This window comes from Pseudomonas sp. Marseille-QA0892 (genome assembly GCF_054950135.1).
This window is the reverse complement of sequence record NZ_CM143104.1, coordinates 1,905,087-1,920,975: the sequence shown is the minus strand read 5'-3', so window position 1 is coordinate 1,920,975 and position 15,889 is coordinate 1,905,087. Positions and strand designations below refer to the sequence as shown.

Annotated in this window: 10 protein-coding genes; 2 read left to right on the top strand and 8 right to left on the bottom strand. The window is 58.5% G+C overall.

All coding sequences use genetic code 11. From position 1 onward, the window contains the following. Positions 1-154: 154 nt before the first annotated feature. The 6 genes from ACY8D3_RS08955 to ACY8D3_RS08930 all read right to left on the bottom strand — a co-directional run bounded on the left by ACY8D3_RS08955 (position 155) and on the right by ACY8D3_RS08930 (position 9,938). On the bottom strand, positions 155-547 hold the full coding sequence (locus ACY8D3_RS08955; RefSeq protein WP_462383483.1) for a DUF2934 domain-containing protein: 393 nt from the start codon (positions 545-547) through the stop codon (positions 155-157). Between the two features lie 2 nt (positions 548-549). Next, a complete protein-coding gene (locus ACY8D3_RS08950) occupies positions 550-3,336 on the bottom strand; it encodes a malto-oligosyltrehalose synthase (protein WP_462383482.1) in 2,787 nt (928 codons plus the stop codon). Further along, entirely contained in the window at positions 3,333-5,417 is a 2,085-nt protein-coding gene (gene malQ / locus ACY8D3_RS08945) for a 4-alpha-glucanotransferase (protein WP_462383480.1), read from the bottom strand. Before malQ ends, ACY8D3_RS08950 begins: the two co-directional genes overlap by 4 nt. Next, positions 5,410-7,182 carry a malto-oligosyltrehalose trehalohydrolase gene (gene treZ, locus ACY8D3_RS08940; RefSeq protein WP_462383479.1) on the bottom strand — a complete coding sequence of 591 codons (1,773 nt, stop codon included), beginning with the start codon at positions 7,180-7,182 and terminating at the stop codon, positions 5,410-5,412. The genes malQ and treZ overlap by 8 nt, the downstream gene beginning before the upstream one ends. 15 nt (positions 7,183-7,197) lie before the next feature. Continuing rightward, positions 7,198-8,748 (bottom strand): glycogen synthase GlgA, encoded by a 1,551-nt coding sequence (glgA, locus tag ACY8D3_RS08935; RefSeq protein WP_462383477.1) that lies wholly within the window; start codon positions 8,746-8,748, stop codon positions 7,198-7,200. Positions 8,749-9,143: 395 nt separating this feature from the next. Next, positions 9,144-9,938: a WecB/TagA/CpsF family glycosyltransferase gene (locus ACY8D3_RS08930; protein WP_462383475.1), complete on the bottom strand. Its 795-nt coding sequence runs from the start codon at positions 9,936-9,938 to the stop codon at positions 9,144-9,146. A gap of 1,675 nt (positions 9,939-11,613) precedes the next feature. Between ACY8D3_RS08930 and ACY8D3_RS08925 the strand changes: the two genes are divergently transcribed. Next, positions 11,614-13,590 carry a putative bifunctional diguanylate cyclase/phosphodiesterase gene (locus ACY8D3_RS08925; RefSeq protein ID WP_462383473.1) on the top strand — a complete coding sequence of 659 codons (1,977 nt, stop codon included), beginning with the start codon at positions 11,614-11,616 and terminating at the stop codon, positions 13,588-13,590. Here the strand turns inward: ACY8D3_RS08925 and ACY8D3_RS08920 are convergent. Beyond that, positions 13,534-13,836: a hypothetical protein gene (locus ACY8D3_RS08920; RefSeq protein WP_462383471.1), complete on the bottom strand. Its 303-nt coding sequence runs from the start codon at positions 13,834-13,836 to the stop codon at positions 13,534-13,536. The genes ACY8D3_RS08925 and ACY8D3_RS08920 overlap by 57 nt on opposite strands. Positions 13,837-14,085: 249 nt before the next feature. After that, positions 14,086-14,586, bottom strand: a complete 501-nt coding sequence (locus ACY8D3_RS08915; RefSeq protein ID WP_462383469.1) for a cysteine hydrolase family protein — start codon at positions 14,584-14,586, stop codon at positions 14,086-14,088. A 95-nt stretch (positions 14,587-14,681) separates the two neighbouring features. On the opposite strand from ACY8D3_RS08915, the gene ACY8D3_RS08910 reads away from it, so the two are divergent. Continuing rightward, positions 14,682-15,656 carry a GlxA family transcriptional regulator gene (locus ACY8D3_RS08910; RefSeq protein ID WP_462383467.1) on the top strand — a complete coding sequence of 325 codons (975 nt, stop codon included), beginning with the start codon at positions 14,682-14,684 and terminating at the stop codon, positions 15,654-15,656. Positions 15,657-15,889 lie beyond the last annotated feature (233 nt).

Sequence of the window (15,889 nt, the reverse complement as noted above, 5' to 3'; positions counted from 1 at the left end):
TTTGAGGCCAGCCGACCGCATGAAGTGCCGTAGCGCTTCGCGTCATTCATCGGATATCAACGGGTTGGCACAGAGTGCTCGAGGCTGAGCGAGTGCTCGAAAAGCGGAGCCGAGGCCTATCGGGCTGGCATGCACGCCAGCCCGATAGGTGCGCTCAGGCTTTGGAGGACGCGGCGTTGTCTTTGTCTACTGCGGCAGCAGGCTTGCGCGTGCTTGTTTTGCGCGGCGTCGATGGCTTCTTCGCCTCGGCACTGTCAGCCGGCTTGTCTGCTTTTGGCTTGGCAACGGGCTTCTCAGCCTTCTCTGCCTTTTCAGCCTTTGGCTTGGCGGTAGCCTTCTTCTTGGCCGTATCGCTCGACACTTCGGTCAGTGCAGCGGCCTTCGGCTTACGCGCCTTCGGTACCGTCGCCTTTTTGCCCGTGTCGGCTTCCGCCTCTGCAAGCTTGCGAGCCTGGTCCCAATGACGAGAGTCGTGACCATGCGGACGGCCTTCGGACTCCCAGATTTGATAAGCCAATTCCTTCACACGACGCTCATCCACACTCATGTTCACGCTCTCCACGCATTGTCATTAGTTTCCAAAAACAAGAGGTTGACCGGGAACTCCGCAAGTATTGCTCCAAGCGTGAGCCGACCCTTTCCATCTGTGACTTCGCCCCGCGAGAAAAGTCCCGCGAACTGGCGGGTTGCGAATGCTTCGGGTAATTCGACGTATGTGTCTCCCCAGCGTTCCGCCGGAACCAGCGATCCTGATTCGTCACCCAACAGCGTAGCAGTCCGTAGCGGGACGACGACCACTGCGCAATCATCTCCATGGACTCGGGCAAACGCGCAAACATGCTTCGCCTGCTCACCGCCCACGGTCAGCGGCACGTAATCGCCCTGCCGGAATAACGGGGCGTGTGCCAGGCGAAGACGGAGGACGTCCCGGACAAGGCGCTGCTTGATGTGTCCGCTGCGCCAGTTCGAGACCAGATCCGCCAACGGCTGTTCGGTACCAAGCGACGCTTCGCGTGCGTCATAGTCGACAGGGCGGCGGTTGTCAGGGTCAACGAGGCTGAAATCCCAGTACTCGGTGCCCTGGTACAGATCCGGTACACCTGGGACCGTCATACGCAAAGCCGTCTGGACAAGACCATTGATGGCACCGGCGGGTGCGAGCGCCTGCACGGCCTGGTCGATGCTCTCGCACAGTTCCTTTGAATCCAGTAGCCCCGTCAGGAAATTTCGCGACGCCTGTTCATAGGCTTCATCCGGATTGCTCCAGGTGCTGAAGAGCTTCGCTTCACGCATCGCTTTTTCCTGCCATTGCAGGACGCGCTTCTTGAATGCTTCGCCGCGCTCCTCGGCGTCCAGCGGCCAGCAGCCTATGAGCGTCTGGTAAAGCAGCAGCTCATCGCCGGGAGTAGGGGCCGTGCGCTCGGGTTGCTCATCGCGCAGCGGTGCTGCCAGGCTCATCCAGTGCCGTACCTGATCACCGAACCATTCCGCCCGCTCACTGAGCACGGCGAGGCGTGCCCGCGTGTCTTCGCCACGCTTGTGATCGTGCGTCGCCGTAGTCAGTATGTTGATGGGAAAGCGTTCGGCACGGGTCGCGTTCTGCTCGTGGAAGTGCTCGATGCTGCCTGCAAACTGCTGCGGGTCGAAGCCGACATCGTTGCGTGCCAGGGACACGGCTGACCTATAGCAGGCCGTATCCTCGACGGCCTTGGCCGCTGCTGGCGATGTGAGCTGCTGGAAACGTGCGCAGGCATAGCGCCGCAACGCGCGCTCTTTCATCGGCAATGAGCGGATGGGAGTGCCGCCAAGCCAGCGCTCCATGTGATCGAGTAGGGGCCACTCGCCTTCCGGCAGACTTTGGCGAGCACCTTCAAGGGCCTGCTGGAAATAAGGCTGATCTTCCTCCGGTCGGCCACACGCGTTCACGTAGTTCCGATAAACCGGGAAGTAGACGATCAACTCCAATAGCGCGCGGCGGATCGAGCCCAGCGTTACGTCGCGGGTCATCACGTCACTGCGGGCAACTTGCAGCAGCGCTTGGGCAACCGTTTCAAAATCGCCGGCCAGTGAGTTCGTCAATACCAGACGACGCGCCTCGCGTGCTTCCTCCAGAAAATCATCTGTGCGCCCGCTGACTTCGCTCCACAACGCCTTCATTGGCGCTTCGCCTGCCGGATCATGCTGAACCAGCGAGACCTGGTTCATGAACTCGTAGCCTGTGGTGCCGTCGATTCCCCAATCACTGTGGAGCTGCTCGCCTTCGCCGAGGATCTTCTCCACATAAATCGGGAAGTGATCAAGCTTGGCTTCGGCAGGTCTACGAGACAGTAGCGAATCGACTCGCCGACGCAGGCGACGGCAATAGCCGCGCGGGTCCGCGAGACCATCGACGTGATCGATGCGCAGGCCATCGATCAGACCTTCCTCAACCATTTGAAAGATCTTGGCGTGTGTCGCCTCGAAGACGTCCGGCCGCTCGACGCGAAGACCGCCGAGTTCATTGATATCGAAGAACCGCCGCCAGTTGATGTCGTCCGCTGCGGTGCGCCAGCTCGCCAGACGGTAAGCCTGGCGCTCGAGCAATGCGTGCAGACGGGCAAAGCCTTCTTCGGTCGTACCGTCATAGCGCTCGAGCATCGTTTCAATGGCTTTTGCGGCTTCGGGATCGCGGGCCAGTGCCTTCAGTTCGGCGCGCAATGTACGCGCCTGGTCCCACGCATCGGTAGCACCTCGTAAACCGGCGAAGCGCGCCGCCATTTCCCGCAGTTCGGAATGATCGGTGCTGCCAAGCAGCTCGGCGTAATTCTGAGGGTTTACAGGGAAGCGGTGCTCATAGTGCTCGGCATAGAAGCCGCCTTGCTCGGCATCGAACTTGAGGGGGATGTTGCCGCCTTTCAGCGCATCGCCGTAGTCGGCTCCAAGGAACGGAACGAGCAATTGCCCCTCAAGCAGAGGGTCCGGGGAGTGCCACTCGATGTCGAAAAAATTTGCGTACGGACTCCGCTTGCCCCACTCGAGCACATCGAGCCACCACGGATTGGCGTCGCCACCGACCGCCATGTGGTTCGACACGATATCGAGAATCAAGCCCATGTTGCGTTGACGCAGCGACGCGACAAGGCGACGTAGCGCGTCTTCGCCGCCGAGTTCCGGATTGATGCGAGTCGGATCGACTACGTCATATCCGTGCATCGAACCAGGCCGTGCAACCAAAACGGGTGATGCGTAGAGATGAGTGATGCCAAGGCTTGCGTAATAGTCTACCCGGCGATTGGCATCATCCAGGGTGAAATCCTTGTGGAACTGCAAGCGCTGTGTGGCGCAAAGGGGATTCATCGCGTTCCGGACTCCTCGGATTCAGATTGACGGCGGGCATCGTCCAGCAGCTTCATACGACGCTGAGGTGCTTCACCCTTGAGCAAGTCGTCACTCATTTGCGGCCAGCGCCGCCGCCAGTTGGGGTGTTTGTCGACGTCGCCAGGAAGGTTGGCCTGCTCTTTGAGACCCAGCGCGTCCTCTACCGGCAATAAAGCCAGCGGCGCCGGCGTACGTCCAATGAACGCGGCGGCGGCATCGACTACGTTATCTACCGAGGCATCGCTGTCAGTCAGCAAACCCTCCTCACGGAGCGCCTTCGCCAGGCCATCGCGTTCGTGCGTACGGTGCTCCTGATCCTTGGTGCGGGTTTCTTCCGATGTTTGGCCGATACGGGTACGCCAGTCTATGTCGTTCCCTAGCCACCAGCCGTGTACGGTTGGGAGATCATGGGTGGTGGTCGTAGCAAGTGCGTTGCGGTCCCACTGTCGAGGTGGGTAAAAGCGCGATTGAGCATGGTCTTGTTCGAACAGCATGATGCGCATGCCGAGAATCCCACGTGCGGTCAGCTCTTCGCGAAAACCGTCCGGCACCGTACCCAGATCCTCGCCAAGGACGATTGCGTCATGTCGGGCCGCCTCCAGGGTAAGCAGGCGAAGCATGTCCTGCAGGGGGAAGTGCAGGTACGCACCGTCGAGCGGATCCGCGCCTTGCGGCATGACCCAGAGACGCTGAAGCCCCATTGCGTGATCGATGCGCATGCCGCCGGCGTGAGCGAAATTGGCGCGCAGCATTTCAATAAATGCCCGGAAGCCGTGACGTTTCAGCCCAGTCGGTGAGAATGCAGAGATTCCCCAACTCTGACCGGAACGGTTCAGGATATCGGGCGGGGCGCCCACGCTGAGGTCTGGTAGCAGCTCCTCCTGCCGGCTCCAGGCCTGACTGCCGCCGCCATCTGCGCCCACTGCGAGATCAGCAATGAGACCGATGCCCATGCCGGCACTGCGAGCTGCGGCCTGGGTACGTTCCAGCCCGCGCGCGATGAGCCATTGGCAGAACGCGTGGAAGCCGACTTCGTTGGATTGCTCTTCGGCAAAGCGTGCAACTTCGGCGTTGCGTGGGTCGCGCAACGCTTCCGGCCATTGGCGCCAGTCGTATTCTCCTTGCTCGCGCACTCGAAGGGTGTGCAGCGCCTCGAACCGACAGTGATTCTCCAGCGCTTCGCCTCCAGTGTGACGAAAGCTGGCGAAGTCTTGCTGTAGCGGATTACCGCCTTGCAGGAAGCCATCGTAAATGGCGCGCAGGAGCGATAGTTTGGCTGCGGCAGCGCCAGGCCAGTCGATCAAGTCGAGCCCTTCCAGGCGAGCCAGCTCGGGCGCCAGCCCTTTTTCCTCAATCGCAACACGGACGGCGCGTTCGCCCACGATAGTACCGGGCGCCGAATGCAGCACGTTATGAAAGAGCCGGCTGGACGGGGAATAGGGACTGAATCGATGGGTGTCGGCGCTGAACATTGCATGGAGCGGACTGATCGCGACGGCGTCCGCACCCGCTTCGGCGGCGCTACGTACCAGCGTCTCGAGTGCTTCGGTGTCACCCAGCCCGCCATCACCTTGGCGACGCAATGCATAAAGCTGCGCACCAATCCCCCATGCACGCCCGCGCTGGGTGCGCTCACGTACAGACGGAGCCTTGGGCGGAGCGACGGCAATCGTTAGAGACTGATCCCCAATCAATAGTTGGTGATACCCCATACCCGCAAAACCAGGCATACGGCCCTGGGCATCCAGACGGGCCGAGAGGCGTGACCCATCTTCCTGTGTCAATTCGAACGGCGTGTCGGGTGAAAAAAACGCGGAGAGATCGACGGCCTGACCGCTGTCTGCTGTCACCAGCGGCGGTAGGTGGTTCGCGCCGTTCTCGGCTTCGAGCCGTTTCAGGCTGTCCTTGATCTGCTCGTCGCTGTTGGCGGGATAACCCAACCGCTCTGCGACCGTACGCAGCACGTCCGGTTTGACCGTCTGCTCTCGCCCATCTGCATCCACCCATTCGATCGCGAGGCCTGCAGCCTTCGCCAGCGCTTCCAGGCGATCATCACTCATCAGGCTTCTCCCACGTCACCAGTGCACTGCGGCCGAGCAGCGTCCCGTTTCGGGCTGCTTCTGCTACACCCTGGTGGCTTTCGTGAAGCAGGTCGCTCAGGACCGGCAGCATGCTGAGTTCGCTATCGCTCAGGTTGATGTCGATGCGTAGCACGCGGTCATTGCCCATCGTCCAGCGCGCAGTCACAGCGGCCTCGCCGCGAATCTCCGTACCGATTGCACGGGCGTTTGGTACGTGAGGGGTAATCTCTTTAGCGCGCAGCGCAAGCAAGCTGCGATAGAGTGCATACCACTCGGCGTGTTCACCCCTGGACGCGGCATCGAAGTCAGGCCGAGACTGTTCGAACGTGCTCAACGCATTCGGATCGGGAATCTGCTCCCTCGCCTCCGGATCGTTGAACGCCCCGAATTCGGCAAACTCGTTTCTCCTGCCTTCGCGAACGGCGTCCGCCAGTTCATCGTGGAAGTCAGTGAAGAAGAGGAAAGGCTGTCGCGAGCCCCATTCTTCGCCCATGAAAAGCATTGGAATCATGGGCGAAAGCAACAAAACTGCAGTGGCCGCCTTGAGGCTTCGCTCGTCCGTTAGCGTGATGAGCCTATCACCCATCGCCCGATTGCCGACCTGATCATGATTCTGCAGAAAGAGGACGAACGCATGCGGCGGCAGGTGCCCACTCGGCTCCCCGCGGGTGTTGCCATGTCGATTCGTTTGGCCCTGGTAGATAAAGCCTTCGCCTAGGACGCTCGCGAGCTTCTTCGTTGGCTCTTCGCAATAATCTTCGTAATAGGCTTCGCGTTCGCCGGTCAGCAGATGGTGGAGCACGTTGTGTCCATCATCATTCCACTGCGCCTGGAAGTGGGTTTCGAGCAGGCGCGCATCGTTGTGCTCGTTCTCCAGTACAAGGTGAACGTGGCGATCGGGCAGGGCAGCGTGGACTCGATCGGAAAGATCAGTGAGAAACCGCTTTTCGCTGATGGCGTGGACTGCGTCCAGACGAAGGCCGTCGAATCGGTAGTCACGCAGCCACATGAGCGCGTTCTCGATGAAGAAATCACACACCTCGGACCGACGGAAATCGATGGCCTGGCCCCATGGCGTAGGGATATCGTCTCGGAAGAAATCCCCCGCATATTGGCCGATGTAGTTACCGTCCGGGCCGAAATGGTTATAAACCACGTCCAGGAACACCATCAGGCCAAGCTCATGGGCGCGGTCGATCAAGCGCTGGAGGGCCTCAGGGGGACCATAAGCGCTGGCAGGGGCATAGCACAGTGTGCCGTCATAGCCCCAGTTGCGTTCCCCGGAGAACTGGTTAAGTGGCATCAGTTCGATTGCGGTAACACCAAGCTCGGCGAGCCGAGGAAGCTGTGCTTCGACGCCTGCGTAGCCGCCCAGCAAACCGGCATGCAGCTCGTACAAAACTGTCTCATGCCATGGCCGGCCTTTCCATTCCGTTTGCGTCCAAGGGTATGCAGTCAGGTCGGTGACGACACTCTGTCCATGCACGTCGCCTCGTTGCTGCCGGGAGGCAGGGTCCGGGACGGGGTTGCCGCCGTCCACGACGAACTGGTAACCCGTGCCAGCGCCGCATTGATATTCGCCGCGGAACCAGCCGCCTTCAGCCTCGGAAAGGTCGACCTGATGGCCATCTTCGAGCAACACGCTGACCTTCTGGGCGCTAGGGGCCCAGAGGGAAAACCGTGTGGTATCGGAGGAGAGCGGGACAGCACCAAATTGGAAATTCGTGTCGTTCACTGAAGCCATGTAATCAACCCTTTATCAATGTTCGAGACGAGCTTCGTTCTTCTTTGTCAGCAGGGTTTGATAAAGGTTGTCGTAGGGATGCACCGATTGGTGCCAGAAGAAAGGCGCTGCCATCGCGCGGCAACGCATGGCATGGAACAGCTCGGGATAGCGATACACCTCTAGCGCCTGCTTTACAGCCACGCGGTAGGACTCCACGCTTGCATCGTCGAAGAGGAAACCCGTTACGCCGTGTTCGATGGTATCGGCAAGACCACCCGTCCGACGTGCGATCGGCAATGAACCATAGCGCTGGGCATACATCTGGCTGAGCCCGCATGGCTCGTAGCGCGATGGCATCAGTAGGAAGTCACTGCCGGCATACATCCGGCGTGCGTCTGTTTCGTTGAAGCCTATATGAACGCCCACACGGCCCGGGAAGCGCTCTGCAAGCGCGCGCATGGCCTCTTCCAATGCAGGCTCACCTCGGCCGATAACGGCAAGCTGCCCGCCGGCTTCGACGATGGTTTCCGCCACGCCAAGCGTAAGGTCCAGGCCTTTTTGATAGACGAGGCGAGATACGACCGCGAACAGGGGCGCACGGTCCATGTCCAGATCGAAGAGATTGCGCGTATAAGCGGCGTGAACGTCTCTGCCTACCCAATCGCGTGCGGCGAACGGGCTGATGAGATGCTCGTCCGATTCCGAGTCCCAGCTTTCGTCGATACCATTTGGGATGCCGCTCAGCAAACCCTGGCGCAGCTTATTGCGAAGTAGGCCCTCGAGGCCGCAGCCGAAGGCCTCTGTTGTAATTTCGCGTGCATAGGTGGCACTCACGGTAGTCACATGGTCGGCGTAGGAAATACCAGCCTTAAGCAGCGAAAGCTTGCCGTGAAATTCCATGCCGTCAAGGCCGAAGGCATCGCGCGGGATGCCAAGCTCGGGTCCGCTATGCGGTTCGCAAAGCCCCAGGTAGGCGAGGTTGTGTACAGTGAAAATGCTTGGCGTCGGCTGCTTTCTCCAGCGCAGATAGGCAGGCGCCAATCCAGCCGGCCAATCGTTTGCGTGCACCAGTTCGGGGCTCCAAAGAATGCCGGCTGCACCAGCAGCGAAGTCGGCAGCAGCCAATCCCAATCGCGCAAAACGGATATGGTTATCGGCCCAATCCTGGCCCTTTGCATCGCCATAGGGTGTGCCGGGACGCTCGTACAGCTCCGGGCACAGCAGGACATAGACGATCAAACCGTCTTCGAGATCGATGCGGCCGATTTTAGCCGGCGGCAAGGCAGCATGGCCGGCCAACTCGCCAACCACACGAACGGTATGGCCGCTATTTACGACCTGGGGAAACCCGGGAATAAGGACACGAACGTCATGCTTGTCGCGCAATGCCCGAGGTAGAGCGGACGAAACGTCACCAAGGCCGCCTACCTTGACCAGATCTGCCATCTCGGAAGTTACAAAAAGGATACGTCTTTTACTTTCAACCAAACTCTTGACTTCAAGGTTCGGTTTAACGCGACTGGGTGTGCTACCTGAAACGAGAGCGCCTAACGCTTCCCCATAATTTACCGCGGCATTGCTCATGACGATCTCCGATAGCCGATTCCCAACTTGAAATGCGGCGGGCACCTACCCCTGGTGTCGCACGTCTGGCTCAGCAAAATAAGTGCCGAACAGAATGAGCACACAGCCTTCGATTCCTGCTGGTATGCGTCGACCGAGCGCCGACGTTCAGCTCCCCCACACAGCACCTGACCGTGGCGCATGAAGGAAAGTTCTGGCTGTCTGCCGAGTAACACGCGAATAGCTGGCAGCCCCCGTTGGCAGCGCGCCAGAGCGGTTCCAGTGCATATTCAATTCAACCGTGCATTGATATAGATCAATATAGGAATAGGAAGTGTGGATAGGCACTTTCCCCGAATAAAAAAAAGGCCCACCTGGAAAAGTGAGCCTTATTTATTTCAATTTGAAGATAGCAGTCAGCGTTCGCGGTTGGCGACGCTTTCCTTGCCGACGCCACTAGAGCTGGATGAGCTATTACGAAGGACGTAGTACATGAATACAGGAATGCCAATTGCGTAGCGCTTGAACAGTCTACGCGGCTCCATTAACAGTCTGAACAGCCACTCAAGCCCGAATTTCCTGAAGACCGCCGGCGCACGTGCAAAGCGCTCCGCGCAAAAATCTACGATAGCGCCGCCACAGATCATGATGCAGGGGACGTCGAGTTCGCGCTTAAGATAAGCGGCAACTTCTTCCTGACGCGGCATACCCATCGCGAGGACGACGACAGCCAGCTTCCCGGTCTGATAATGCTGTCGGAAAAAGTTCAGGTAAACGTCGTTTTTCTGGAAGCCATCAATGGCGTGGAAGCTATGCCCTTGAAATAGCTTTGCGGAACCTTGGGACAGCCAGGGGTCCCGCGTGCCCATCGTAAAAAACTGACAAGGACGCTCTGGATTCTCCGCCACATGCCTGACGAGGGCAGGGATAAGGTCGGTACCGTTCAGGTTGGCTTTCGGGTCGAGCCCGTTCGCCTTGCAGGCCATTTTGATACCCACCCCGTCGCGAAGCATGTACCTCATCTGTTCGAAGTACTTCTGCGCCTGCGGGTATTTCTGAGCAATGTTGTAGCCGTGCTGATTGAGAAAACCGAGCACCGTAGGGGAATTTACCTTGCTGAGCTCGTCGAAGAGTTCCGGGACTTCGTCGTCGTCCAGGAGACAGAGCCTCTTAATCAGTGGATCGCCCGATTTGAAGTTAGCGGTCGTCACAAGTCACCTCAGTAACGTACGAGGGGAAACCGAACGGCTGTTTGTTCATGAGCACACCCACATCGGGGGGCAGAACCTCTCCATACACTGTGATGAGTTTCAAATTTAGCTCCGCATTGCTTCGAGATGGCAGACCACGAGAAGGCACTGTCTGTTCCTTGTCCGTGCGAGCACGGCAAAGCAACCGACCCTTCGGCCGATCCTGTGGATACTGGGCCTGAACCTTCGTACTGGGTTTTTCAGGCAGAGGTGGTCGACGCTGATGTCGTCGACCAGAGACGCGTTCTTCCTTGAACCCGGCTACTTCGACACGCCCAACGTAAAAGGTTCCGACCTCCGTCCAATTCCATAGTAGCCGCGAAGCCCTGTGGTTACCGGCTTTTCAATATCAGAGACAGGCCCGGGGTGAAATGCTTACAAATGGGAACCGGAAGGAAAGCTGCAAGTGAACTGTCTATAGGACAATCCGAATATATTCAATATGTATGCTCGATCCGTCGGAACAATAGGGCCGATATCTGCCATGTGCCCCGTCGATCTTCAATCTTGGCAAAATGGCACGCTGACGGTGCGCCCGCATACCAGCCGACGAAATACTTACGGCGCCCAAGTATGTTCTTGGGCAAAAGCGGATAAAAAGGTTGGTTCAAGTCGCTGCTATGGCACGTATTTACTCAGGGTGTGCTGATACCGCTGACATTGTTTGGGCTGCCCATCGGTGCCTACACTGCCTAACTGATCAGCAGCCAGTCCGTCATGGACCCGCAGGTCGATCACCTGTATCGCACGCCAGCGGCCGATCTGCCGCAGTGCAGGAGCCAACACAACTGTCCGCAGGGGGCAGGTTGGCCCGGTCATCCTCTACGCGGCCTTCTTTATATTCGTGTGGTACCGGGCTGGCCGGTTTGTCTATGCGACTCACGCGATAACCCCTTGGAGAAGAGGCTCTGCCTTGCCCCAGCGCATCAAGTTCGAGGCAGAGGTAGTGTAAGGGGGGAGAGGGCGATGCAATCGACGAAGTGCTGATTACGAACCGACACTTGGCTCAGCTAGTCGACGATCTGCTGGCCTGGCTAAGCCGAGGGTAAGCAGCTACAGCTGGACTGTAGGAAGGCGTGGTTCCACTTTTCAGCGGTGGCACGGGACAGGGTATCGCTCCGCCCAGGGCGCCGTTATTGCTCGAATCACTCCAGCGTCGGTCGTTATAGCAAGCGGGGGAAGGGCAGTTGCATCTGGATCGATCTACACCTGTTCATAGCGGGTACGCTAACTCGACCCCACTGTTCCATGATTTGAACGCCTCATTGGCTGTTCTGGCAGATTGAGGCGCGGCCACTGTGCGTTTGCTTTAGTCGCCTCTCAGAGCATCGCGGTCTTCAGCTTAGGCAGATCCATCGGCGACGCACCAGTTTAATGTCGAGCTGGAAGCAAAGGGGGAAGCGCCAACCGCTCACCGACAAATTGAACCTCGAACCGTCAGGCCCATATTCTTCCTATGCGTCTTCGCGGTTGCAGCAACCCAGGTCGAATACTTCGTGCAGCGACCCACTAAACGCTCAGATGCCCATTGAAGCGATCTAAGGGCCTAAAGCAGCCGGCACGGCGGTCGATACCCTGTTCAATCGTCCTGGATCTGCCCGGGGCGAGCTGCCCCCCGAAGCGCCAGGAATTCCCGATGCTTGCAGCCCTGCTGAAGTCCATTCAGAGCATCATGTCTGTAGATGCTGGCAACCCGCGCCTACTCGACGCCCAGTTTCGGGCGCTATCTCGCCAGCTTCCGATGATGTACGGCGTACTGCTGATCAACACATGGGCGCTTGCCAGCACGCACTTGAGTTCAGCACCTCTGCTTCTGACGATCTTCGTGCCAGTGGTGCTCACCGCCGTATGCGGAGTTCGCGTCCGTTGGTGGCGAAGGGAACGCCTGCGCAACCCGTCGGCCACTGAAATCGTTCAGGCACTGAGGCGTACCAATATATTGGCTGTGGTGATCGCGGCCGGGTTCGCCGGATGGTCTCTCGCGCTCTATCCATACGGTGATGCCTACGCGCAGGCTCACGTTGCCTTCTTCATGGGCATCACCGTGATCGTCTGTATCTTCTGCCTGATGCACCTCAGACCGGCAGCATTGACTGCAACGGTGGTGGTCGACGTCGCGTTCGTTGTGTTCTTTGCGTCGACGGGTAATCCGACGTTCATCGCCACTGCACTGAATATCGCGCTGGTATCGATCGCCATGTTGATCGTACTCAATTCGCACTATCGAAGTTTTACGCGACTCATTGACATGCAGGCCCATGCCGAGCGGCTCAGCTCGCAGAACCTGTTACTTGCGAACCAAGATGCATTGACGGATCTACCCAATCGACGCGCCTTCTTCTCGACGCTGGACAACGCAATTGTCGGCGCGTGCGCACGGGGGGAGCAGCTCGCGGTTGGCGTGATCGACCTGGACGGCTTTAAGCTGGTCAATGATCTTTATGGCCACGGCGCAGGCGATAATCTGCTTGCTTGTGTGGGAAGCCGGCTCAAGCCGTTCGTGGGCCCGAGTGTACTGCTCGCTCGGCTTGGGGGTGATGAGTTCGCGTTCATAGTTACCGGCAAGCAAGCTGCAGCCGATGCAGAACGGTTTGCGGACGTGGTCCTCGAGTCTTTGCGTGATACGTTCACGGTACTTGATACACCGGTGCTGGTCGGTGCGACCGTCGGGATTTCTACCTTTCCTGACAACGCCACCAGCGCGGAACAGCTTTATGAGTATGCCGACTACGCGCTGTACCAGGGAAAGCGAGACAATCCCGGTTTCACTTGCCTGTTCTGTGAAGACCATAGGCGTCAGTTGGAGGAGCGGGCTGCCGTTGAACATGCGCTGCGACGTGCTGACCTGGATCGAGAGCTGTATCTGGTTTATCAGCCGATTCTGGATTGCCGCACCGGCGCGACTGTCGCGTTCGAGGCGCTGGCTCGGTGGCGCAGTCCTGAGCTTGGCGAGCTGTCACCCGCCGTTTTCATACCAACGGCGGAACGCATCGGCATGATCCGCCAATTAACACTGCCACTGTTGAAGAAAGCGCTTCAGGCGGCGCGCACCTGGCCAGAGCCTATACGCCTTTCGTTCAACCTGTCTGCGCACGATGTGGGGGCGATCGACCAAGTCCGCGCTATCGCCAATATGGTGATTAGCCATGAATTTGATCCTTCGCGCCTGGATTTCGAAATCACGGAGACCGCAATCATGTACGACATTGGCCAGGTGCAGCGCGCCGTGCAGGATTTCCGGAACCTGGGTTGCGGAGTGTCGCTGGATGATTTCGGAACGGGCTATTCCAGCCTAAGCCAACTTCACGCACTGGCTTTGACCAAGCTGAAAGTGGATAGAAGCTTCGTCACGGACATTCATCAGTCGCCTTCAAGCAGCAAGATTGTGAAGTCGCTGGTAACGCTGGCCCAGGACATGAGACTGGAGAGTATCGTGGAGGGCGTTGAAACGCGTGAGGAACTCGAGGCGTTGATGCGGCTGGGTTGCCGCTACGTGCAAGGTTATCTGTTCAGCCGCCCGTTGCCGGTCGAACAAACGCTCTCATGGCTGGAAGCCTCAGGTGCCCACCAACCAGATCGCAACCACGGCCACACTGAGTATCAAAAGGCCTGAAATGGCGGTACCGACGAGCGCACGCTCATGAATTGGTTGGCGGTCGCGGCCGGCATAAGTGGTGATCGATGCGATCGCGAGCCCAAGCCCTAGCGAGATGGGGAATGCATACAGTACTGCCAGCCCGAATGTACCGGCCTGCCAGAGGATTGCCCCGATCAACAGGGTGAGAAGGACACAGGAAACCGCAGCCTCCCGAAGGATCAGCAACACTGTGCCACGCACATCACGACGGTAATCGATCATAAAGGGCCTCGCAGCAAAAAGGCGGCATTGTACGGACTGCGAGTACCGTTGGGTCAATAAACCGTTTCGCGCAGCTAAATCCTTGATCTGACGCAATTTATCCTTCGTCGAAAAACGTTGGCACTGCCACGGCTCTGTCCGTTGCGGGATATCAAATAAAGTGAGCCGGGCGAGCGCGCAATACGAAGGAGGGCGGTTGTACTGATCAGAACCAGGGGAGGTGGGAGGGTGGTTGATCAGCCCTCCTGCTTACCAGATGTCATTTGATGTGCGGACATTGATCTTGGATTGCAGCGCATTGACCGCGATCTTGTGAACACTCTCGAGTGGGGCCGTGCAGAGATCACTAAGGACGGTGATGTCGCACCTTGGTGCCAGTGTGGACATCGCCGTGAACGCGACGCAGTTCTGCGTCATCATTCCGCACACGAGCAAGTGGCCAGTGCCCTCAACGCAGGTGGACAATTCTGTCTCCTGAAACGCATCCGCAAAGCGCTTGGTAATGACTGGGGCGTCCGGGGCTACGGCTAGAACCTGTGTACGTATCTCGTTGCCTGCGCTTCCGGTCGCGAACAAACCGGCATCAGCCCGAGAGACATGGCGTACGAGAACGACGCGATCGCCCTGTTGCTGGGCACGCTGAATCGCATGGATGATCCTGGTCTCGGTTGACTCTGCCTCCCATAAAGGCAGGACACCGCCGGGAAAGTAGTCGTTCTGTATATCGATCACGAGCAACGTGCGTAGCATATGCGGCCCCAAGTGTGTGTTCAGTGGCGATATCGTCGCAAGCACGGGTACACCACAACAGTGGCCTGAGAGCCAATTAACAGTAGGATTGGGCCATGCATATCGCCATTCTTGCCTATGACGGGATCAGCCCCTATCTGCTATCGACGCCCGTTATGGTGTTTGGTGAACCCTTTGCTCTTTCAAGCGACCGGCTTTCGGTCTGTGCCAGTCAGGCGCGACTCCGGAGTGCCGAGGGTCTCACCCTCGAAGTGCCATGTGATTTGGCTCGCGCCCGAGATGCGGACTTGGTGATATTGCCAGGCTGGCGTAATCCGCAGGACTCGGTGGACCCTGAGATCCTGGATGTCCTCTCGCAGGCGGCCGATCGCGGAGCCGTCGTGGTCGGCTTGTGCCTGGGGGCGTTCGGACTCGCTGAGGCGGGGCTGCTGGCTGGCAAGCGGGCGACTACCCATTGGCAACACGCGGCGAGGCTTGCGGAGCGATTCAAAGACGTTTGCGTTGATTCAGATGCGCTGTTCATCGATGAAGGCCATATCGTTACATCCGCCGGGCTTGCGGCCGGCTTGGACTGTTGTCTTCATGTGCTAGGGCGCATGCGAGGCGTCACCGAGGCGAACCGAGTCGCTCGACATCTGGTTGCGGCGCCGCAGCGTCAAGGTGAGCAGCCCCAATTACTCAAGCAGGCTGTCCCGGCATCATCAACTGCGAAACGGCTCAGCGATGCACTCGAAGCGCTGCGCAATGCGCCTGAGCAAAAGCCGTCCTTGAACCATCTTGCCGAACAGGTTGGACTTAGCCGCCGAAGCCTGACGAGGCACATCCGTGAGCGAACCGGAGGAAGCCTTCAGGACTGGATGAGACACATACGGGTCGCAAAGGCGCAGGAAGAAATGGTACGCGGGACGTTTGGGCTTGATCGTGTGGCGTTACTAAGCGGGTTCTCTGATTCTCAAGCGCTACGTGCTGCATTCAAGGCAACGCTGGGAATGACGCCATCGCAATGGATCGCGCGTCAGCGGTTTGCAATGGAGCATCAGAATGGGCGAGGCCCGGGGCTTGTCGATTGAATGGACTAACGGAAGCTTCAAGCGTCGATCAAGGCCAGACGCCTGAAGCTATGGAGGACCGGTTACCGTTGACCAGATGCAGGCGATTATAAATACGCATAATGTATATTATGTTAAATCGCTTATACGGATATGTTGATTGGTCTTCAGGAGTCAAGGCGGATCGCCTTCCGTTCCCACCCTGCCTGTAGCTTTTCAAGCGTCCCTCTGCGCCTTAAGGGTCTTGGCCATCG